The organism is Sphingomonas sp. 28-62-20, assembly GCF_002281505.1.
In genome coordinates this window covers 116028-136872 of record NZ_NCGH01000002.1, presented here as the reverse complement: position 1 = coordinate 136872, position 20845 = coordinate 116028, and the positions used below count along the sequence as shown (strand labels likewise).

Here is a 20845-nt window from a genome sequence, read left to right as displayed (position 1 = left end):
GACCGCGATGGTTGATCGGGTCGGCCCCCAATTGTTCAGCATTCCCGCCCACCGGGCGTTTGGCGATGCGCTGGCGGCGGGGCTGATCCGGCGCTTCGGGCGCGACAAGCTGGCGCTCGCGCGGGGCATTGTGTTGCTGCCGAACAATCGCGCCAAGCGAACGATCACCGATGCCTTTGTGCGGGCAAGCGGTGGTGGACTGTTGCTGCCGAGACTGGTGGCGATCGGCGATGCCGATGGCAGTGAAGCAGCAGATGTGGCGATTGATCCTGCCGACGATGCCGATCCCGTGCCGCCGGCCATCGCGCCGTTGGCGCGGCGGATGATCCTGGCACGGCTGGTCAGCGAGGAACGCGCCCGCGCCGGGGCTCCGATCGACGCGGCAGAGGCGGTGCGGCTTGCTGGGGAATTGGCCCGCACGCTTGATCAACTATTGGTCGAGGAAGTGCCGCCGGCGCGGCTGCGCAGCCTGGATCTCACCCAAGAACTCTCCGATCATTGGCAACGCGCGCTGGCGATGTTCGGTGTGGTGCTTGATCGCTGGCCACAGGAACTGGCGGGATTGGGGCGGATCGATCTCGCCGAACGTCGCGCGCGTTTGTTGCAGCGGCTCGGTGCGCGATGGGCGAAGGCACCACCGCCGGGTTTCGTTTGTGCGGCTGGGATGACGACGGCAGCCCCTGCCATTGCGCGGTTGCTGCGCGTGGTCAGCGATTTACCGCAGGGGCTGGTCGTGTTTCCGGGCCTGGCCACGGAGATGGATGAGGCCGAATGGCAGGCGCTTGGCCCGCATGCACCCGATCCAGTGACAGGCGTGCGGCGGCGATCGATCGAAACGCATCCGCAATTTCAGTTGAAGTTGCTGCTTGAACGGATGGGCGTCAATCGCAGCGAGGTTGCCACCTGGCGCGACGGTGGTGGCCATGATTCGACAGCGGTGCGTGGCCGAGCAATCGCCAATGCGCTGGCACCCGCTGAATTCACGGGCAAATGGACGATGTTGCCCGCCGAGGAACGGCGACTAAGCGATGTGCGTGCGGCCCTGGTCAACACACCCGCCGAAGAGGCAGAGGCAATCGCGCTTGCGCTGCGGGAGGCGCTGGAGACCCCGGGCAAGACGGCGGCGTTGGTGACGCCGGATCGTGCGCTGGCGCGGCGCGTGGCGGCGCATTGCGCCCGCTGGGGTGTGGCGATCGACGACAGCGCCGGACGGTCGCTCGCGATTTTGCCACCGGGTACGCTGTTGACCGTGTTGGCGGAGGCTGCAGCCCAGCAATTTGCGCCGCTTGCGCTATTGGCATTGCTCAAACATCCGCTGGTACGGGCCGGGGAGCAACGGTTGGCCTGGCTGGAAGGCGTGCGCCGGCTCGATCTTGCGCTGCGTGGGCCGCGCCCGGCGGCGGGGCTGGACGGCATTGCGGCCTATCTGGGGGAGGGCGATCGTCGCGAGCAGATCATTCGCCGGCCGGCGGCTTCATGGTGGCCGACAGCGCAAGCGGTGTTGGAGCCGATCGCGACCCTTTTCGCGGCCGGGCCGCAACCATTGGGTCAGTTCATTGCCGGTTTGCGGGAGACGGCGCAGGCATTGTGCGGCGATGCGCTTTGGGCTGGGGTTGCGGGTAGGGCTGCCGCGCAATTGCTCGCTGATATCGAAGCAGAGGCCGCAGCCGGTCCCGCGCTGGTTGAGCCGCACAGCCTTGCTCCGCTGCTGCGGACGCTGATGGAGGATGTCGCGGTGCGTCCGCCACAGGGGGGGCACCCGCGGCTCGCCATTTATGGTTTGATTGAGGCGCGCCTGCAGACCGCCGATCTGATGATTTTGGGGGGGCTGAACGAAGGCGTCTGGCCGGGTCAGCCAGCGCCCGATCCCTGGCTTGCGCCGCGGATCCGCATCGAGTTGGGCTTGCCGGGGCTTGATCGCCGCGTTGGGCTCGCCGCGCATGATCTTGCATCGGCCCTTGGCGCGCCCGAAGTGCTGCTGACGCGCGCCCGCAGGGATGCGCGGTCGCCGGCAATTGCCTCGCGCTTCTGGCTGCGGCTGGAGGCGATGTCGGGTGGGTTGACCCGCGCAACGCCCTTGGAAAACTGGGCACGCGCCATCGACACGCCCGATCGGCATGAACCCGCTGATCGACCAGCGCCGGTTGTCCCGGCGGCGCTTCGCCCGAAACGCATATCGGTGACCGAGGTCGACCGGCTGAAGGCTGATCCCTTTGCCTTTTATGCGCGGCGCGTGCTGGGGCTGGGGCCGCTCGATCCCGTTGATGCCGATCCGAGCGCGGCCTGGCGCGGCACAGCAGTTCATGCCATTCTTGAAGTCTGGGCCAAGCAGGATGGTTGCGCGCCCGACAAGTTGCGCGACCGGGCGCATGCTATGCTCAACGACGCCCGCACCCACCCGATGATGCGCGCGCTGTGGCAGCCCCGCTTGATCGAGGCGATCGACTGGATCGCCGCCAAGATGGACGAACAGATCGATTTGGGTCGGCAGGTACTGGCTGCCGAACGGACTGGGGAAATCGTCATCGCCGGGGTAACCCTGCGCGGCACCGCCGATCGGCTTGATCGATCAGCGAGCGGCGGCCTGGCGATTGTCGATTACAAAACCGGCAAGCCGCCGTCCGCCGCCGCCGTGCGCGCGGGGTTCAGCTTGCAGCTCGGTCTTCTTGGCCTGATCGCCGAACGGGGTGGCTTTGGCGATATTGCCGGGAATGCGGATGGTTTCGAATATTGGTCGCTTGCGAAATATGGCGACAGCTTTGGCAAGGTTAGCTCGCCCGTCGATCCCGATGGCAAGCGCGACTTGATCCCGACGGCTGATTTCACCCGGCTGGCGGCGCATAATTTCATTGCCGCAGCGGAAAACTGGCTGACTGGCGATGCGCCTTTTACCGCCAAGCTTGCCCCCGATTATGCGCCCTATGCCGATTATGATCAGCTGATGCGGCGCGACGAATGGTATGGCCGTGACCAGCGTTAACACCGCTAACACCCCCGCCAATCTCCCCCGCTTGCTCGGTAATCAGGCCCGTGCGAGCGCGCCCGATGCGCATGTCTGGCTGTCAGCTTCGGCGGGCACGGGCAAGACGCAAGTGCTGGCGGCGCGCGTGTTCCGATTGTTGCTACGCGGCACTGATCCAGCGGCGATATTATGCCTGACCTTTACCAAAGCCGGTGCCGCTGAAATGGCCGGGCGGATCAGCAGCCGCCTCGCTGCCTGGGTGCGGATGCCCGAACCGGCGCTGCGCAAGGATTTGTTCGCGCTGGGCGAGGCGCATCTTGATCCGGCCATAGTGGCGCGGGCGCGGACGCTGTTTGCGAAATTGCTCGATTCGCCCGGCGGCGGCATCCGCATCCAGACTATCCACGGTTTTTCGCAAGGGTTGCTGGCGAGCTTTCCGGCCGAAGCCGGGCTGGCACCGGGCTTCCGCCCGATTGAGGCGCGCGAGGAAGCCGTATTGTTGCGGGAAACGCTCGCTGAGTTGCTGGTCGATGCCGAACGCGATGGCCTGAACGGGCTGGTTGAGGCGATTGGCGCACTTAGTTTGCGGCTGGGTGAAGGCGGCGCGACCGATTTCCTTCACGCTTGCGCCCGCGCGCCGGCGGCGATGACGACGCTGCCCAGCGGGATCGCCCCTTATATTCGCCGCGCGCTTGGCCTGCCGGCGGGCGATATTGCCGATATTCTTGCTGATAGCTGCGATGATGCCGAATTCGATACCGATGCGGTTCGCCGCATCGCTGCGGCCAATCGCGCCTGGGACACCAAGACGGGTGGCAATCAGGCTGACATCGCCGAATGCTGGCTGGAGGCGAACCCCGCTGAGCGGGCGGCGATGCTCGACGATCTGCGCGGTGTGGTCTTCACCAAAGAAGGCGAGCCGCGCAAATACCAGAAGAAATTGCTCGATGCCGATTTCGATTATCCCGAACTGGCCATGGCGATCGGCAGCCGCTGTACCGAGCTGCTCAGTATGGCGACGCGGTCGGCTTATGGCGATCTGTTGGCGAAAGGGCTTGGTGTCGGACGCGCTTATGCCGATGCTTATGCGCGCGCCAAAAGTCGCATTGGCGCGGTCGATTTCGATGATCTGATCAACCATGTCGTCGCGCTGCTGGAGCAGCCGGGGATGGGCGAATGGGTGCGCTACAAGCTCGACCAGACCACCGAACATATCCTGGTCGATGAAGCGCAGGACACCAATCCGCGCCAGTGGAAGATCATCAGGGCGCTGGCGGATGAGTTTTTCACCGGGATCGGCGCGCATGGCGAGCGCACCCGAACATTGTTCGTGGTGGGCGATTACAAGCAAGCGATCTTTGGGTTTCAGGGGACCGATCCGCTGTATTTCGCCGCCGCTGAGCAGCTTTTTCTTCGCAAGGCAGAGGCGCTGTTTGAGGATCGATCGACCGAGGCAACCGCGTTTAATCAGCTGTCGCTGACCCACAGCTTTCGGTCGACCAAGCCGATCCTGGAATTCGTCGATGCCGCGATCAGCGCTGTCGATAGGCCCGGTCTGGGTCTGGTCGGGACGCTGGAACCGCATGCTAGTGAAGTGGCGGGCCCCGGCCTAGTCTCGCTCTGGCCGCCGACTATCGCGGGGGGCAGTGAGGCTGACGAGGAAGAATGGATTGACGACGCCACCCGCGCGCTCGCCAAGCAGATTGCGCGCCAGCTTAAGGCCTGGCTTGATCCCGAAAATCCGTTGATTTTGGAAAGCAAGGGTAGGGCGCTGCGGCCCGAAGACGTGATGATCCTGGTGAAGCGGCGTGGCGAGCTCGCTTCGTTGATCGTTGCGCGACTTTATGCCGAGGGGGTACCCGTCGCTGGTGTCGATCGACTGCGGCTGAATGCCCCGCTGGCGGTGCAGGATCTGCTTGCCGCGATCCGTTTCGCGCTGCAGCCCGATGATGATTTGTCGCTCGCCAACCTGCTGGTGTCGCCGCTGATCGGGTGGAGTCAGGAAGAATTGCTTGCCGCCGCCGCGCCCCGGCCGGACGGCAGCCTGTGGCGGCACTTACGCGCGACCTGTTCGGATGCGCTGTTACAGCCGCTTTTCGATCTGCTCGCCCGCGCTGACATTGCCACGCCCTATCAGTTGCTCGAAGAGCTGTTGTCCGGCCCGCTGGATGGTCGCCGCAAGCTGATCCGCCGCCTTGGCCAGGAAGCGCGCGACCCGATCGAGGAGGTGCTGAGCGCGGCGCTTGATTTCGAGACGCTCGGGACGCCGTCGTTGCAAGGGTTTCTCGATTGGTTCGATCGCGGTGATATCGAAATTGTCCGCGATCCGTCTGCGCCGCTCGATGCGGTGCGGGTGATGACGGTGCATGGGGCCAAGGGGCTGCAGGCGCCTTTGGTGATTCTTGCGGACGCAACGGTCGATCCAGGGCTGGTGCCGCGATCGATTCTCCACTGGAAACCGGATGAGGACCAGGAGGCGTTCCCGATATTCCGCCCCCGCAGCAGCGAGCGTGGCGGGCGGCTGGGCGATTATATCGATGACGTGCAGGCGCGCGAACTCCAGGAACATTGGCGGCTTTTTTATGTCGCGGCGACCCGGGCAGAGGAACGGCTGGTGATCGCGGGCGCATTGGGGCCGCGTGCGCAGGGCGTGCCACCTGCGGCGAGCTGGTACGCGGCGGCTGATCGTGCATTGGCGACATTGGGAGTAGGGCCGGGAGAGAGCGAGCGGCATTTCCTTGGCTTGATCCCGCAAAAGCCGGTTGATTTGCGGGAAAGCGCGCCGCTGGTTCAGGGCAGTGACACTAACCTGCCGGCCTGGGTGCGCGCGCCGGCCCCGACCGAGGCGCGCCCGCCGCGTCCGCTGGCCCCGTCATCACTCGGGCCCGACATGGTCGCCGATCCACCGCCTAATGCAGCCTTACGGGCAGCGGCTGACCGGGGGCGGTTGATCCATGCCTTGTTCGAACGACTCCCGGCTGTCGCACCCGAGCATCGCCGCGCTGCTGCAGATCGCTGGCTTCAGAAGGCGGGCGGGGTCGAAGAAGCCACCGTCCGTGCCGAAATTGTTGATCAATCCTGTGGCGTTTTGGAGGATCCCCGATTTGCCGATCTGTTTGGGCCAGAGGCGCTAGCAGAAGCGCCGATCGCCGCCGTGATTGAGGGCGGATTTGTTGTCTCGGGCACGGTCGATCGGCTGCTTGTCAGTGACCGGTTGGTGCGCGTTATCGATTTCAAGACCGGTCGGCGTGCGCCTGCCGACATCACCGGCATTCCAGCCTATCACCTCCGGCAGATGGCCGCCTATGTCGACGCGTTGGCAGTGATCTTCCCCGGCCGCACTATCGAGGCGGCGTTGCTGTACACAGCGGCCCCGTCGCTGTTCGTCCTGCCCGCCGATTTGCTGGGTGCGCACAAGCAGCGCTTTGGGGCCGACGAGCAAAGCTTGGTCGCAGACGCTTGAGACGATGCCGGACTGCGCCTACCTATTGTTCATCAGGAGATTATAATCATGGCAACGACGAAGATTGATGACGCGAGTTTCGACAATGACGTGCTGAAGGCTGACAAGCCCGTGCTCGTTGATTTCTGGGCAGAATGGTGCGGTCCCTGCAAGGTGATCGGGCCGAGCCTGGAAGAAATCTCCGATGAGCTGGCCGATCAGGTAACGATCACCAAGGCCAATCTGGACGATGCCCCCGAAGCGGCAACCCGCTTTGGCATTCGTACCATTCCCAATCTCGTCCTGTTCAAGGGTGGCGAAGAGGTTGCGCGCTTTAGCCGCGCTGCACCGAAGAGCCAGCTCAAGGCCTGGCTTGAGGGCGCATTGGCTTAATTCCAAGTGATTGGCTAACCGCCTAGCCGCGCCGATGCGCGGCTAGGCGGCGCCTGCTGATCAGGCCGGCCGCAATATCTGCCCAATGCGCGGGAAATGGACCGCGACTGTTCCAACCCGCGGATCATCGCGCAGCAGGACGATATCGCGCGCCGTGCAGCGCAGCAGGGTGCCAGTCACGGTATCGGCTCCCGGATCCTCGGTTCGGATGGCCACAGGCTGACCCTGGGTAAAACCACAGTCATCGTCAATTTGTGCGGTGGCGGTAGGCGAAGCAGCGAGCGCGACGTCCAATGCCGCCTGCGCGGTCATGTCAGTCCGCTGCCCGTGTTCGATCGCGTCGCAGCGTGCGATCCAGGCGGCGACATGCGGGAAGGGCGCCAGTCGCGCTTCCTTCAGGCCCATGCCGGCTTGAAACCACACATTCATGCCGGCCGCGCAATCGGCATAGCCTGGCGCATCGCCGCCCAGAAACGCCCGCCCATCGGCTAGCGCGTCTTCAAGCTTGGCCAACCAGCCGGTGAATTGGGCGGTTTGGTGTGGGGCGGCCTTCTTCATGCGCTCCCGGTCCATCCCGAACAGCGCCTTGCGATCCTCGAAAAACGCGTCGTCAATCTGATCGGCAACTACCGCCATGGCAGAGCCGACGGCCTGGCTGAAAGTTGCGCCGCCCGCCTGCATCGCCACCAGCGCACCCAGCCGACCCAGCGGGGCTGGGAACAGCGTCGGCTGCGGCTGAAATGCCTCGATCGCGTCGATCGCGATGGCGGTGTCGCAATAAATGTCAGCGCCAATCTGCAGCACCGGTGTCTTCCGATAGCCGCCGGTAAGCGGCGTGAGTTCAGGTTTGGGGGCCATATTCGGAATGATGACCGAGCACCAAGCCGCCCCTTTGATCCCGAGCGCGCGGCGCACCAGTTCAGCGTAAGGCGAGCGAGAATAATGGTGCAAAATCAAATCAGTCATGACGGTCCTTCATCATTGATGTGAGTGTTTATCAGGTCAGTGGAATCATGACCTGTTGGGCATAGGCCGGCCGCGTGATCAATCGGGCATACCAATCGGCGAGCGCGCTGAAGGGCGGGCGATCAATCGCCAGGGTGAACCAGGTGTGCGCATAAACGCCCATCGGTATGTCTCCCAGTCCAAATGCCGCGCCGGAAAGCCAGGGAGAAATTGACAATGCATCGTTGAGGATCGCCATTTGCCGCGCGCAAGCAGCAGCCGAGCGCGCTATAGCGTTGGCATCGCGCATTTCCGGCGGTTTGCGGACCAGATTGATGAAGGCACCGCGCTGGGTGTCGGCATAGCCAAACTGCCAATCCATCCACCGATCGGCCATCGCGCGGGCCGCCGGATCAGCTGGCCAGAGCGCTGGCGCGTAGCGGGCCCCGAGATAGCGCAGAATCGCATTCGATTCCCACAGGACAAAACCATCATCCTCAATTGTCGGGATCAGGGCGTTGGGATTGAGCGCGCAATAGGCGGCATCCATGCCGAATTGGCCGCCGACATCATGGCGCACATAGTCCAGCCCGATTTCATCAGCGAGCCAGGCGACTTTTTTGACGTTGTGCGAATTGAGCCGTCCCCAAATCGTCAGCACTCATTCAGCTCCGGTAATCGGCGTTGATGCTGATATAGCCATGCGTCAAATCGCAGGTCCACACGGTTGCGCGGCCATCGCCAAGGCCCAGGTCCACGCCGATATCGATTTCCTGCCCCTTTAGATGCGCGGCAACCGGGGCCTCGTCATACCCCTCAACCGCGAGCCCGTTGGCCGCAACCTGCGTCGTGCCAAAGCGAATGGCGAGCAGATCGCGATCAGCGGGTTCGCCGGCTTTACCTACGGCCATAACAACCCGTCCCCAATTGGCGTCTTCGCCTGCGATTGCCGTCTTCACGAGCGGGGAATTGGCAATCGACAGCGCAATCCGGTGCGCGCTCGCGTCTGATTCCGCGCCCGCTACGTCGATCGTGATGAACTTGCTCGCCCCCTCACCATCGCGGACGACAAGGTGCGCGAGCTGCCGACAGAGATCGTCCATCGCCGCCCGGAATGCATCAGCCCCCGGTGACTCGATCGATACAAGCGGGGCATTACCGGCCTTGCCCGTCGCGAAGGCCAGCACGGTGTCGCTCGTCGATGTATCGCTATCGACGGTGATGCAGGAAAAGCTGCGGCGATTGGCATCGGCCAATGCTGATTGAAGAAAGCCTGAGGAAGCGGCTGCATCGGTGAAGATAAAGCCGAGCATCGTCGCCATATCGGGCGCGATCATGCCCGATCCCTTGATGATCCCGACCAGGGTGACAGTGCGGCCGCCGACGATGGCGGTCGTCATTGCGCCTTTGGGAAAGGTGTCGGTCGTGCCGATCGTGGCAGCGGCTTCCTCCCAGCTGCAGGGCGACGCGATAAAGGCCGCATCAAGCCCGGCTTCGGCTTTGGGGATCGGCAGGGCCGTGCCGATAACACCGGTTGAGGCAACAAAAACATCAGAGGGCTGGCACCCCAGATGCGCAGAAACGCGCGCGGCGATCGCCTCAACCGCTACGCGTCCCCGGTGGCCGGTAAAGGCGTTGGCATTGCCTGCGTTGACGACCAGTGCGCGCGCCTGACCAAGCGTCAAGGCCGCCCGGCACCATTCGACTTCGGGCGACGGGCATTTGCTGGTGGTGGTAACCCCAGCAACGCTGGTGCCGGGATCAAGCGTGGCAAAGGTGAGATCGCAGCGCCCCCAATCCTTATATCCCGCCCGCGCCACGCGCAGCGACGCACCGGCAATTGCGGGCAAATCCGGGAAGCAATCGGGGGCGAGCGGTGAGCGGGATGACATGGGGCGACTCTCAGCCTAAGGTGAACTTGTAGGTGCAGGGGGTGTTAAAGTGCGTAGGGTTGAAGGCAAGACGACAATTGAAGCGGCTGGCCGGGGGGCTGGCATCGCGCTGGCAATGCTGATCGCGATCACTGGGCCAGCGTTGGGGCAAAGCCGAAAGGCGGCGGCACCAGCGGCACTCGCGGCACCCGCCGATACTGGCATGGCGGTTGGCGTGAAGCCGATCGGCAATCCAGGCGACTGGTTTCCGCCCGAATCCTATCCGCCTGAAGCAAAGGCCGCGTCGGAAGAGGGACGGACCGAATTTTCACTCGATATCGATGCGGCGGGCCGGATCACCGGCTGCAACATCGTGCAATCGAGCGGATCTGACCTGCTGGATTCGACGACATGCAGCCAGCTGATTGGCAATGGCCGGTTCAAACCGGCGCTGGATCGCAATGGCAAACCGATGCCGGGCAGCTGGACATCGGCGATGCGGTGGGAACTGGCTGAAGCGAAAACGCAGGAATAAGGACTCCCGCCGATCGACGGATCCCGCTGCAGGTGCAGTTGTTTTGAATGATGGACGTTGCGCCTGTGAATGCCTATGTGCGTCGCTCGCGCGTTTTTGGCGGATTGACTGGACGATTTGATTGGAACTGCTGCTCATCCTTTCTGCGCTGCTGAGCGCACTGACCGGCGTTACCGCCGGGATGAGCACGCCTGAGGTTCGGCTGCACCAATCCGTCGCACCTGCGGCGATTGCGACCGCTGCGGCGCAGTCGGCAGGCCAGCATATTGCGCGGCAGATTGCCCAGGATCTGCCGACGCTCAGCGTTTCGGCTTCGGTCTCACCAGGCAAGGGCTATGCGCTCCGCCCGGCCACGCCGCTTTATCTCGCCCGCCTTCGCGAATAGCGACCGGGCCAAATCCGGCCTTGCCGGGTTCAAATTGCCAATGTTGTTGCGCCCCGGCGATGCCCGGCGAGCGAACTGCCCTTAGATACAGGAATTCTCCATGCTCGGTGGCCTTGCCAAGTCCATTTTCGGATCGTCGAACGATCGCTATGTCAAATCGCTCGGGTCGATCGTGGCCAAGATCAATGCGTTCGAACCCCAGATTTCCGGGCTCGATGATGCCGCGCTGAGTGCGCAGACCGCGCGCTTTCGCGAGCGGCTCGCCAACGGCGAAAAACTCGACGACTTGCTACCAGAAGCCTTTGCAACAGTCCGCGAGGCCGCCAAGCGCACGCTGGGTCAGCGCCATTATGATGTGCAGATGGTGGGCGGCATCGTCCTGCATCGGGGCGAGATTGCCGAGATGCGCACCGGCGAGGGCAAGACGCTGGTTGCCACACTGGCCACTTATCTGAACGCCTTGCCGGGCACGGGCGTGCATGTCGTCACGGTCAATGATTACCTCGCCGCCCGCGATGCCGAGTGGATGAGCAACGTCTATCGCTTTTTGGGGATGACGACGGGCGTGATCGTGCCGAACCTGACCGATCAGCAGCGCCGCGACGCCTATGCCGCCGACATCACCTATGCGACCAATAACGAGCTCGGCTTCGATTATCTGCGCGACAATATGAAATATGATCGCGAATCGATGGTGCAGCGCAAGTTCAACTTCGCGATCGTCGACGAAGTCGATTCAATCCTGATCGACGAAGCGCGTACCCCGCTGATCATCTCCGGGCCGACGGACGACAAAACCGATCTTTATCTGCGCGTCGACGCGATCGTGAAGCAGCTGGGCAGCGATACCTATGAGCTTGACGAAAAGCAGCGTTCGATCATCCTGACCGAAGCGGGCACCGAAACGGCGGAGCGGATGCTGGAAAGTGCCGAACTGCTGGAGGGCACCAACCTTTACGACTTTGAAAACACCCAGGTCGTCCATCACCTGAACCAGGCGCTGCGCGCGAACAAGATGTTCAAGCGCGACACCGATTACATCGTCAAGGACGGCAAGGTCATCATCATCGATGAGTTTACCGGCCGCATGATGGATGGGCGGCGCTGGTCCGATGGGCTTCACCAGGCGGTAGAGGCCAAGGAGGGCGTGGCGATCGAGCCCGAAAACCAGACCATGGCATCGATCACCTTCCAGAATTATTTCCGCATGTACCCCAAGCTTTCGGGCATGACCGGCACGGCCGCGACCGAAGCGGCGGAGTTTTTCGACATTTACAAGATGAACGTGGTGACCATTCCGACCAATGTGCCGGTCAAGCGCGTTGATGAGGAAGACGAATTCTACAAAAATACCCAGGACAAGTTCCAGGCGATCGCCAAGAAGATCAAGATCCACGCCGAGCGTGGGCAGCCAGTGCTGGTCGGCACCGTGTCGATTGAAAAATCAGAACTGCTGAGCGAATTCCTGATCAAGGAAGGCGTGGTGCATGAAGTGCTCAACGCGCGCCAGCACGAGCGTGAGGCGCATATCGTCGCCCAGGCCGGCCGTAAAAGCGTGGTGACGATCGCCACCAACATGGCCGGTCGCGGCACGGATATTCAGCTTGGCGGCAATGTCGAATTCCGCGTGAATGACGAACTGGTGGGTCTGGCCGATGGCCCTGAGCGTGTGGCAGCGATCGAACGGATCAAGGCCGAAGTCGCCGCCGAAAAGGCCGCAGTGCTCGCCGCGGGCGGGCTGTTTGTGCTGGGTACGGAGCGGCATGAGAGCCGCCGTATCGATAATCAGTTGCGCGGTCGCTCTGGCCGTCAAGGAGATCCGGGCCTCAGCCGCTTTTATCTGTCGCTGGATGACGATCTGCTGCGCATTTTTGGCCCGGATACGATGTTCGCCAAGATGATGCGGTCGAACATCGCCGATGGCGAGGCGATCGGTTCGAAATGGCTGTCCAAGGCGATTGAAACGGCGCAGCGCAAGGTTGAGGCGCGCAATTATGACCAGCGCAAACAGGTCGTCGAATATGATGATGTGATGAATGATCAGCGCAAGGTGATCTACGAACAACGCAGCGACATCATGGATGCCGACACGGTTGGTGATGTCGTTACCGATATGCGGACCGAGACCGTCAACACGCTGGTCGGCACTGCCTGCCCGCCCAATAGCTATCCCGAGCAATGGGATATCACCGGCCTGCGCGAAAATGTGCAGGAAATGTTGGGCATTGATCCGCCCTTTGATGACTGGCTGGCTGAGGAAGCGATTGATCCCGAACTGGTCGAGGAGCGGGTGCGTGAAGCGGCCGACCAGCATGTCGAGGCCAAGGCAGCATCGCTTGATCCGGAAACCTGGACCCAGGTGGAAAAATCGATTCTCCTCCAGAATCTTGATCATCACTGGAAAGAGCATCTGTCGACGCTCGATGCGCTCCGTCAGGTGGTCCATCTTCGCGCCTATGCGCAGAAAACGCCGATCAACGAATATAAGCAGGAGGCGTTTGCGCTGTTCGAACGGATGCTCGGCACGATTCGCGAAGATGTGACCAAGACGATCGCGCATGCGCAATTCCAGCTCCAGCAACCAGCAGCGCTGCCCGATCTGCCCGATTTCATTACATCACATTTTGATCCCTTTGCCGGTGACGATGATGGCCAGGCTGTGGGCGCGGGGAATCCACTTGGTTTGGTGACGACCCGGATTGCGCCGCTGGCACAGCCGAGCATCGACGGTGGAGAATTCGGCAACGATCCGGCGCTTTGGGAGGGCAGGGTGAGCCGAAATGCGCCTTGCCCCTGTGGCTCTGGCAAGAAATACAAACAATGCCACGGTGCCTTGTGACCTCGCGGCTTGCCCCGGCGGCCATCACTGCTATAGACGCTCGCCGACCGGCGGCGTGCTGGCGGGCGTGGCGGAACTGGTAGACGCAGCAGGTTTAGGTCCTGCCATCGCAAGATGTGGGGGTTCGAGTCCCTTCGCCCGCACCAACGCCATCGCTCCGTGCGATGGTGCCGTTTCAAAGAATTAGCTGACGAAAAGAGCCAAAATGCAGACTGTTGAGACGTTGAACGAAGGCCTCAAGCGCGCCTACTCGCTCAAGATCACCGCCAAGGATATCGAAGCCCGTGTCGATGCGGAGATCAAGAAGGTCGCCCCGCAAATCCGTATGCCCGGCTTCCGCCCCGGCAAGGTGCCCGCGAATCTGGTGCGCAAGATGCACGGCCCCGCGATCACTCAGGATGCGCTCAACACGTCGATTCAGGACGGTATCCAGCAGCTGATCAGCGAAAAGCAGCTACGCCCGGCGATGCAGCCGTCGGTGGCGCTCGAGGATGGCTATGAGATCGGCAAGGATGCCGAGATCACTGTTACGCTGGAAGTGCTGCCCGATGTGCCGACCCCGGCCATCGATGCGCTTGTGCTTGAACGTCTGGTTGTGCCCGTTGATGAGGCCGCCGTGGAGGCGCAATTGCAGCGCTTTGCCGATCAGCAAAAGCGCTTCGACGATGCGCCCAAGACGCATAAGGCGAAGACCGGCGACCTGGTCGTGATGGACTTTGTCGGCAAGGTCGACGGCGTCGCGTTCGAAGGCGGCACGGGTGAGGACATGTCGGTCGAAATCGGTTCGGGTCGCTTGATTCCCGGTTTCGAAGACCAGATCATCGGTGTCAAAAAGGGCGCCGAGCTGACGATCAATGTCACTTTTCCTGACGACTATGCCGCTGAAAACCTGAAGGGCGCGGCAGCGACCTTTGATCTGGTGATCAAGGACGTCCGCGTCGCCAAGGAAGCAGTGATCGACGAAGAGCTCGCCACCTCGCTTGGGCTGGAAAGCCTGGAGCAGCTGCGCGGTCTGCTGAAAGGGCAGATCGAGCAGGAGCATAACGGCCTGACCCGCACCCATATGAAGCGCAAGCTTCTCGATCAGCTTGCCGTTGGGCATGATTTTGAAGTGCCGCCATCAATGGTGGAAGCCGAATTCCAGCAAATTTGGGCGCAGTTGCAGCACGAGGCAAGCCATGAGGCCGATCCGGCTGCAGCGCTAGCCGAGATGGAGGCCGAGCGCGCCGATTACCTTGCCATTGCCGAACGTCGCGTTCGACTTGGGCTGTTGCTGTCCGAGATCGGCCAGAAGAATGGCGTCGAAGTCACCCAGCAGGAAATGAACCGGCTGATCGCGCAGGCCGCGCAGCAGTATAGCCCCGAAGAGCGCACACGCTTCATCGAATATATCCGCCAGGAGCCAATGGCGGCAGCGCAACTGCGGGCCCCGCTTTATGAGGATAAAGTTGTCGACTGGCTGTTCGAGCAGGCCAAGATCACTGACCGCGACGTGACGCGTGAGGAGATTGAGGCAGCGATCGAGAGCGAAGACAGCCATGTTCATGGCCCAGGTTGTGGTCATGACCATGACCATGATCACGCGCCGGCAAAGGCCAAAAAGCCTGCTGCGAAAAAGGCCAAAAAGGCGGAGGAGCCTGCGCCAGCGGCCGACGCTCCTGCTGATGAAACGCCCGCTGCCGAGGCCAAGCCTGCAAAAAAGCCGGCCGCCAAGAAGGCACCGGCCAAGAAGACTGAAGCCTGATCACCACTTGTTTGTCTTTCCCGCCTATCTACCAATCATGTTGATTGGAGATGGCGGGAATGAACGAGCGCGTGTCGGGGACCATGCTGCGTAATGCGGGCCGTGAAGCTGGCCTGGACGCCATCAGGGCGATTGAAGTGGCGATGAGCGATACGCCTGTCATCGCGGTGCTGCTGCCTTGCTATAACGAGGAAGTGGCGATCGCGCAGACGATCGACGGCTTTCGTAAGGCGATCCCTGGCGCAACCATCTATGTGTATGACAATAACAGCGCCGATCGCACGGTGGCGGTTGCGGCGGCGGCTGGGGCTGTCGTTCGCACCGAGCGCATGCAGGGCAAGGGCAATGTCGTGCGGCGGATGTTCGCCGACATTGATGCCGATATCTATGTGATGGCCGATGGCGACGCGACCTATGATGCCGCGTCGGCGCCCGTCTTGATCCAGCGGATGATCGACGAGCAGCTCGATATGGTGGTGGGGTCGCGCGTTACCCAGGCACAGGCGGCTTATCGCGCCGGGCATCAGTTCGGCAATGCCGTGCTCACCGGCATGTTGGCGCAATTATTTGGGCGGAGTTTTACTGATATCCTATCGGGATACCGGGTGTTCTCAAGACGATTTGTGAAGAGTTTTCCGGTGCTGTCGAGCGGGTTCGAGATCGAGACCGAGATCAGCGTCCATGCGCTTGAGCTGAAAATGCCGGTCGGTGAGGTCGCCACGCCTTATTTCGCGCGGCCAGAAGGTTCGGTCTCAAAGCTCAGCACCTATCGCGACGGCTGGCGGATTTTGCGCACGATTGCCACGCTTTATCGAATCGAGCGGCCGATGTTATTTTTTGGGGCGATCGGCGCGGTGCTGGCGCTGATTGGCGTCGCACTGAGTGTGCCGCTGGTGATTACCTATGCGCAGACGGGGTTGGTGCCGCGTCTGCCCACGGCGGTGCTGGTAACGGGATTGATGATTCTGGCGGCATTGTGCGGTTTTACGGGCCTTATTCTCGATACGGTGGTGCGCGGCCGACGCGAGGTCAGGCGGTTGGCCTATCTCTCCTTTGCTGCGCCGGGCCTTCCGTGGGGCAAGAGGGCTTGAACTCGCTTTCGCCAAGGCCGATGTAGGCACTCTAAGGGAATAAGGACCAGCGAGACCCCCATGCAAAATCCATTTGAAACCGGCAACTTCACCAATCCAGAGACGGGCGGCCTGGTCCCCATCGTCATTGAGCAGTCCAACCGCGGCGAGCGCAGCTTTGACATTTATTCGCGGCTGCTGCGCGAACGCATCATCTTCGTGACCGGTCAGGTCGAAGATCATATGGCGTCGGTGATCACCGCCCAGCTGCTGTTCCTCGAATCGGAAAACCCGAAAAAGGACATCTACATGTACATCAACTCGCCGGGGGGTGTCGTCACGGCGGGCATGGCGATCCATGACACGATGCAATATATCCGACCACGCGTCGGCACTTTCTGCATCGGTCAGGCCGCATCGATGGGTAGTTTCCTGCTCTCGGCGGGCGAGCCAGGCATGCGCGTTGCGCTCACCAACGCGCGGATCATGATCCACCAGCCATCGGGCGGCGCGCAGGGCATGGCGACCGATATCGAGATCCAGGCCAAGGAAATCCTGCGAATCCGCCATAATCTGAACCAGCTTTACGCAAAATATACCGGCCAACCGCTTGATGCGATCGAGCATGCAATGGACCGTGACAAGTTCCTGAGCGCCGAAGAAGCAAAGGCATTTGGCCTGATCGACGAAGTGATTGAAAAGCGGCCAATGCCGACCGAGGATGCCTCAACGGTTGCGGCATAACCGATCAAGATCGTAACGCGATTTTGGTGATTGTACGATTGAAGCGGGGCGGTCTACTATGATCGCCCCAAGAATGCGCGCGTATCGTGCGAAGGATGGATTGAATGACGAAGCTGAGCGGCAGCGACTCGAAGAGTACGCTTTATTGCTCGTTCTGCGGCAAGTCGCAGCACGAAGTGCGCAAGCTGATCGCCGGCCCAACGGTGTTCATCTGCGATGAATGCGTGGAACTGTGCAACGACATCATTCGGGAAGAAACCAAGTCCGCGCTTGTCAGCAAGAAGGACGGGGGCGTGCCGACGCCGCAGGAAATCTGCGATGTGCTCGATGATTATGTCATTGGCCAGAAGCGCGCCAAGCGCGTGCTGTCGGTGGCGGTCCATAATCACTATAAGCGCCTGAACCACGGCCAGAAGGGCGCTGATGTCGAGCTCGCCAAGTCGAACATCCTGCTGGTTGGTCCAACTGGCTGCGGCAAGACGCTGCTCGCGCAGACGCTGGCGCGCATTCTCGACGTGCCGTTCACGATGGCCGATGCGACCACGCTGACCGAAGCTGGTTATGTTGGTGAGGATGTTGAAAACATCATCCTGAAGCTGCTCCAGGCATCCGATTACAATGTCGAACGGGCGCAGCGCGGCATCGTCTATATCGACGAAATCGACAAGATCAGCCGCAAGGCGGAGAACCCATCGATCACGCGCGATGTGTCGGGCGAGGGCGTGCAGCAGGCGCTGCTCAAGCTGATGGAGGGCACCACCGCCAGCGTGCCCCCGCAGGGCGGGCGCAAGCATCCGCAGCAGGAATTCCTGCAGGTGGACACCACCAACATCCTGTTCATCTGCGGCGGTGCGTTCAGCGGCCTTGAGAAGATCATTGGCGATCGTTTGCAGGGCAAGTCGATTGGCTTCGGCGCTTATGTCGCCGCTTCCGAGGAACGCCGTACCGGCGAAGTGCTGAAATCGGTCGAGCCTGAGGATCTGCTCAAATTCGGGCTGATCCCCGAATTCGTTGGTCGTCTGCCGGTCATCGCGACGCTGGAGGATCTTGATGTTCCTGCACTCGTTACGATCCTGACCGAACCGAAAAATGCGCTGGTCAAGCAGTACCAAAAGCTCTTCGACATGGAGAATGTCCAGTTGGACTTCACCGACGATGCGCTGGTGACGGTCGCGCGCAAGGCGATTGATCGCAAGACCGGCGCGCGCGGGCTTCGATCGATCCTGGAGGGCATTTTGCTCGATACGATGTTCGACCTGCCCGGGATGGACGGCGTCGATGAAGTGATGATCGACAAGGACGTGATCGAGGGCCGCAAGGAGCCGATCCGCGTCTATACCAAGAAAGAAAAGGCCGGCGACGCGGCGTGAGTGAAGGGCCGCCGCCATCCGAACGGATGATGTCGGCGGTCCAGCTTGCCCGGCACGATCAGCGCCGGGTGATTGCCGCGATGTTGTCGCGCGCATTTTTCAACGATCCGTCGATCGGTTGGATTTTTCCCGATCCTGTCGTGCGATCGAAACGCCTACCGCGGCTGTTCATGCTGCTGTTCGATACCGATGCCAACAAGGGCATGCGGCTGGTGACGGAACGCGGCGAGGCCGCGACGTTGTGGCGCGCGCCGGGCCAAGCGCATACCAGCATGGGCGAAATGATCAGCAGCCTTTTGCCGATGATCGGCTGTTTTGGCAGCGCAATCGGGCGCGCCATTGCGGTTAGCCAGGCGATTGATGCGCATCTGCCCGATGGCGATTATTGGTATCTGCATATCGCCGGTTGCGATCCGCTCCACCAGGGGAAGGGCATTGGCGGGGCAATCGTGCGTGATGGGCTTCAGCGATCCGTTGACGGGCGTTTTCCTGCCTATCTGGAAACGCCGCTGGAAAAGAACATCAGCTTTTACCAGCGCATGGGCTTTGCGGTGACCGATGAATGGACGGTGCCGCGCGGTGGCCCACGCTTCTGGTCAATGCTGCGGCCCGTCTAGGCCTGGTCGGCAACACATTCGAAGACGCGAATGTCATAGCCGGGGGCGCTTTCGTGCCAGCAAGAGCGAGCAGCGACGAGGTCACCGAACTGCGGATTGATGTAAGCGAGCAGGATACGACGCGCTGGATCACTGGCCTTTGCGGCTTCAAGGCGATCAAGGCAGCCGGCGAGAATTTCCGCGCCGAAAGAATTATAGAGATAGCAGAATAGCGGCCCCTCGGGCGGCACATAATCGGCGGCATTTCCCTGCCAGAATTCGGGCACCAGTGTCGCGCCGCCCCGGATTGCAAAGGCGACACTATTCGCCTGGGCGATTTCCGTCAGCAGCGCGGAATATTCGACGCCAATTGCTCGGGCAAAGGGCTTGGCTGCCGCCAGCAACACGATTCGGCCCTTGCCACAGCCATAATCGATGAAGGTAAAGTCGGCGGGATCGATCCCGGCGACCATGATCGTCTCATCCAGGATATGCGCGCCGCTCGCCTGATAATGAAAGCTGCCTTTCTTCAACGCGGTTGGGAAATCGAGCGCGTTCATGCCGATCTGGCGGCTGGTGTCGGTGCCCCAGCGGCGATCAAATGCCTGGTCCCGTCGTGCGGCCTCCCGCGCCGACGGCGTCGCCTGGCGAAGCAGCGCGATCACCGTCTTAATGGCCGCGTTTGCCAATTGGGTGGGCGAGCGGCCCACCACTCCCCGTTTGACGCGGGACAGGCCGAATGATGAGGCTGATGGTTGTATGGTCATGAAAAACCCAAGTTGAGCGGACGAAACATGGATTTCGTCCTTACCTTACCCAGGGTTGAATTTAGTTTAACTGCCGCTGATTTCTTTGCTCGGCATCAGTACGCGATTGCGCGATTACAGCGTTGCCTCAATCGCGCGGGCGGCGAGATCGGGATCGGCGGCCTGGGTGATAGGGCGACCAATGACCAGCACGGACGCGCCCGAATCAAGCGCCGCACGCGGCGTGACGACACGCTTCTGATCGCCCGCGGCCCCGTCCGCAGGGCGCAGGCCCGGCACGACCAGAAACCCCTTGGGCCATAACTTATGGGCGGCTGCGACTTCAGCCCCAGAACAGACGATACCATCGACCCCCGCCGTCATCGCCAGATCGGTCAGCCGCATGACCTGATCATGCGGATTGCCGCCGACGCCGATCGACTGCAAATCAGTGGCGTCCAGGCTGGTCAATGTGGTGACGGCAACGATTTTGGTGTGGGTATGGGCGGCGGCCTTGGCGTCTTCCAGCATCGCCCGGCCACCGGCGGCATGCACCGTCAAAATCGCCGGTTCGATGTCGCCCAGCGCCTGAATCGCCTTGGCAACGGTATTGGGAATATCGTGGAGCTTGAGATCGAGAAAAATTGGCAGGCCGATATCGGCCATCTCGCGAAAGCCCGCGCGCCCATTGGCCAGAAAAAATTCAAGGCCCAGCTTGATACCGCCGACATGATGCCGAACCTTCATCGCCATCTCCCGCGCTTTGGCGAGATCCGGCGTGTCCAGGGCGACGAAAATCCGGTTCGTCATGCTACGCCTGGCGGGACGGCGGTGGGCACGGCAGTCGGTGGGATGGCGCCTATTTCTGGCCGATCAATAGGGACCTGAGCAGGGGGTGAGGGCTGGGCGGCGTTCGCCGCAACAGCGCCACGTAAATCAGCGATCACGCGTTCCGCCGTCGATAATTTCTGCCCCATCCGCCATTTCACTGCATGGTGATAGAGCAGCACCGGGAACAGCCCGGCCAGGAAGGTAAGCACCAAGAGCAGCGGCAAGTTCACATCTGCGATTAATCCGGCCCATAATTTGATGGGCACCGTCGTCCAGTTGCCGATCGAAAACACCGCAACGAGCAACGCGAGCAAGAACCAGAAGAGCGTTTTCAAAAACTGCATGGCGTGCTCCGTGCGACCAGAAGGAGAG

Annotated in this window: 17 protein-coding genes and 1 tRNA gene; 12 read left to right on the top strand and 6 right to left on the bottom strand. The window is 61.7% G+C overall.

Features of this window, described 5'->3' with window-relative positions; genetic code table 11:
* Positions 1–7: 7 nt before the first annotated feature.
* Genes addB through trxA form a run of 3 tightly spaced genes read left to right on the top strand, consistent with a single transcriptional unit; the run spans position 8 to position 6797 of the window.
* Positions 8–2980: a double-strand break repair protein AddB gene (addB, locus tag B7Y43_RS02025; RefSeq protein ID WP_374129939.1), complete on the top strand. Its 2973-nt coding sequence runs from the start codon at positions 8–10 to the stop codon at positions 2978–2980.
* Positions 2961–6425, top strand: a complete 3465-nt coding sequence (gene addA / locus B7Y43_RS02020) for a double-strand break repair helicase AddA (RefSeq protein ID WP_374129938.1) — start codon at positions 2961–2963, stop codon at positions 6423–6425. Before addB ends, addA begins: the two co-directional genes overlap by 20 nt.
* 48 nt (positions 6426–6473) lie before the next feature.
* A complete protein-coding gene (gene trxA, locus B7Y43_RS02015; RefSeq protein WP_374129937.1) occupies positions 6474–6797 on the top strand; it encodes a co-chaperone YbbN in 324 nt (107 codons plus the stop codon).
* Between the two features lie 60 nt (positions 6798–6857).
* Here trxA and B7Y43_RS02010 read toward each other — a convergent pair whose 3' ends face one another.
* Genes B7Y43_RS02010 through argJ form a run of 3 tightly spaced genes read right to left on the bottom strand, consistent with a single transcriptional unit; the run spans position 6858 to position 9634 of the window.
* A complete protein-coding gene (locus B7Y43_RS02010; protein WP_374129936.1) occupies positions 6858–7763 on the bottom strand; it encodes a glutathione S-transferase family protein in 906 nt (301 codons plus the stop codon).
* A gap of 31 nt (positions 7764–7794) precedes the next feature.
* Positions 7795–8403, bottom strand: a complete 609-nt coding sequence (locus B7Y43_RS02005) for a glutathione S-transferase family protein (RefSeq protein ID WP_374129935.1) — start codon at positions 8401–8403, stop codon at positions 7795–7797.
* Positions 8404–8407: 4 nt separating this feature from the next.
* The gene (gene argJ / locus B7Y43_RS02000; protein WP_374129934.1) at positions 8408–9634 is read right to left on the bottom strand and encodes a bifunctional ornithine acetyltransferase/N-acetylglutamate synthase; all 1227 of its coding nucleotides are present in this window, start codon (positions 9632–9634) and stop codon (positions 8408–8410) included.
* Positions 9635–9683: 49 nt separating this feature from the next.
* Between argJ and B7Y43_RS01995 the strand changes: the two genes are divergently transcribed.
* The 9 genes from B7Y43_RS01995 (at position 9684) to B7Y43_RS01955 (ending at position 18917) form a co-directional block, all read left to right on the top strand.
* Positions 9684–10148: an energy transducer TonB gene (locus tag B7Y43_RS01995; protein ID WP_374129933.1), complete on the top strand. Its 465-nt coding sequence runs from the start codon at positions 9684–9686 to the stop codon at positions 10146–10148.
* A gap of 121 nt (positions 10149–10269) precedes the next feature.
* A complete protein-coding gene (locus B7Y43_RS01990) occupies positions 10270–10533 on the top strand; it encodes a hypothetical protein (RefSeq protein WP_374129932.1) in 264 nt (87 codons plus the stop codon).
* Between the two features lie 100 nt (positions 10534–10633).
* Positions 10634–13372 (top strand): preprotein translocase subunit SecA, encoded by a 2739-nt coding sequence (gene secA, locus B7Y43_RS01985; RefSeq protein WP_374129931.1) that lies wholly within the window; start codon positions 10634–10636, stop codon positions 13370–13372.
* Positions 13373–13433: 61 nt separating this feature from the next.
* Positions 13434–13518 (top strand) — tRNA-Leu (locus B7Y43_RS01980).
* A gap of 59 nt (positions 13519–13577) precedes the next feature.
* Positions 13578–15116, top strand: a complete 1539-nt coding sequence (gene tig / locus B7Y43_RS01975; RefSeq protein WP_374129930.1) for a trigger factor — start codon at positions 13578–13580, stop codon at positions 15114–15116.
* Positions 15117–15259: 143 nt separating this feature from the next.
* Positions 15260–16207 (top strand): glycosyltransferase family 2 protein, encoded by a 948-nt coding sequence (locus B7Y43_RS01970; protein WP_374130184.1) that lies wholly within the window; start codon positions 15260–15262, stop codon positions 16205–16207.
* A 60-nt stretch (positions 16208–16267) separates the two neighbouring features.
* Positions 16268–16930: an ATP-dependent Clp protease proteolytic subunit gene (gene clpP, locus B7Y43_RS01965; protein WP_374129929.1), complete on the top strand. Its 663-nt coding sequence runs from the start codon at positions 16268–16270 to the stop codon at positions 16928–16930.
* Between the two features lie 104 nt (positions 16931–17034).
* Positions 17035–18300: an ATP-dependent Clp protease ATP-binding subunit ClpX gene (gene clpX, locus B7Y43_RS01960; protein WP_374129928.1), complete on the top strand. Its 1266-nt coding sequence runs from the start codon at positions 17035–17037 to the stop codon at positions 18298–18300.
* Positions 18297–18917: a GNAT family N-acetyltransferase gene (locus tag B7Y43_RS01955; RefSeq protein ID WP_374129927.1), complete on the top strand. Its 621-nt coding sequence runs from the start codon at positions 18297–18299 to the stop codon at positions 18915–18917. The genes clpX and B7Y43_RS01955 overlap by 4 nt, the downstream gene beginning before the upstream one ends.
* Here B7Y43_RS01955 and B7Y43_RS01950 read toward each other — a convergent pair.
* The 3 genes from B7Y43_RS01950 to B7Y43_RS01940 all read right to left on the bottom strand — a co-directional run bounded on the left by B7Y43_RS01950 (position 18914) and on the right by B7Y43_RS01940 (position 20817).
* Complete coding sequence (locus tag B7Y43_RS01950; protein ID WP_374129926.1) at positions 18914–19663, bottom strand: hypothetical protein; 750 nt, start codon at positions 19661–19663, stop codon at positions 18914–18916. The genes B7Y43_RS01955 and B7Y43_RS01950 overlap by 4 nt on opposite strands.
* A 114-nt stretch (positions 19664–19777) precedes the next feature.
* Positions 19778–20452 carry an orotidine-5'-phosphate decarboxylase gene (gene pyrF, locus B7Y43_RS01945; RefSeq protein ID WP_374129925.1) on the bottom strand — a complete coding sequence of 225 codons (675 nt, stop codon included), beginning with the start codon at positions 20450–20452 and terminating at the stop codon, positions 19778–19780.
* Positions 20449–20817 (bottom strand): hypothetical protein, encoded by a 369-nt coding sequence (locus B7Y43_RS01940; protein WP_374129924.1) that lies wholly within the window; start codon positions 20815–20817, stop codon positions 20449–20451. The genes pyrF and B7Y43_RS01940 overlap by 4 nt, the downstream gene beginning before the upstream one ends.
* Positions 20818–20845 lie beyond the last annotated feature (28 nt).

Bases quoted from the DNA above. Each gene is read 5' to 3' on its own strand.
- B7Y43_RS01950 (WP_374129926.1), bottom strand. From the start codon at position 19,663: ATGACCATACAACCATCAGCCTCATCATTCGGCCTGTCCCGCGTCAAA.
- secA (WP_374129931.1), top strand. From the start codon at position 10,634: ATGCTCGGTGGCCTTGCCAAGTCCATTTTCGGATCGTCGAACGATCGC.
- B7Y43_RS01970 (WP_374130184.1), top strand. From the start codon at position 15,260: ATGAGCGATACGCCTGTCATCGCGGTGCTGCTGCCTTGCTATAACGAG.
- clpP (WP_374129929.1), top strand. From the start codon at position 16,268: ATGCAAAATCCATTTGAAACCGGCAACTTCACCAATCCAGAGACGGGC.
- argJ (WP_374129934.1), bottom strand. From the start codon at position 9,634: ATGTCATCCCGCTCACCGCTCGCCCCCGATTGCTTCCCGGATTTGCCC.
- B7Y43_RS01940 (WP_374129924.1), bottom strand. From the start codon at position 20,817: ATGCAGTTTTTGAAAACGCTCTTCTGGTTCTTGCTCGCGTTGCTCGTT.
- tig (WP_374129930.1), top strand. From the start codon at position 13,578: ATGCAGACTGTTGAGACGTTGAACGAAGGCCTCAAGCGCGCCTACTCG.
- addA (WP_374129938.1), top strand. From the start codon at position 2,961: ATGGCCGTGACCAGCGTTAACACCGCTAACACCCCCGCCAATCTCCCC.
- clpX (WP_374129928.1), top strand. From the start codon at position 17,035: ATGACGAAGCTGAGCGGCAGCGACTCGAAGAGTACGCTTTATTGCTCG.
- B7Y43_RS02010 (WP_374129936.1), bottom strand. From the start codon at position 7,763: ATGACTGATTTGATTTTGCACCATTATTCTCGCTCGCCTTACGCTGAA.
- addB (WP_374129939.1), top strand. From the start codon at position 8: ATGGTTGATCGGGTCGGCCCCCAATTGTTCAGCATTCCCGCCCACCGG.
- trxA (WP_374129937.1), top strand. From the start codon at position 6,474: ATGGCAACGACGAAGATTGATGACGCGAGTTTCGACAATGACGTGCTG.
- pyrF (WP_374129925.1), bottom strand. From the start codon at position 20,452: ATGACGAACCGGATTTTCGTCGCCCTGGACACGCCGGATCTCGCCAAA.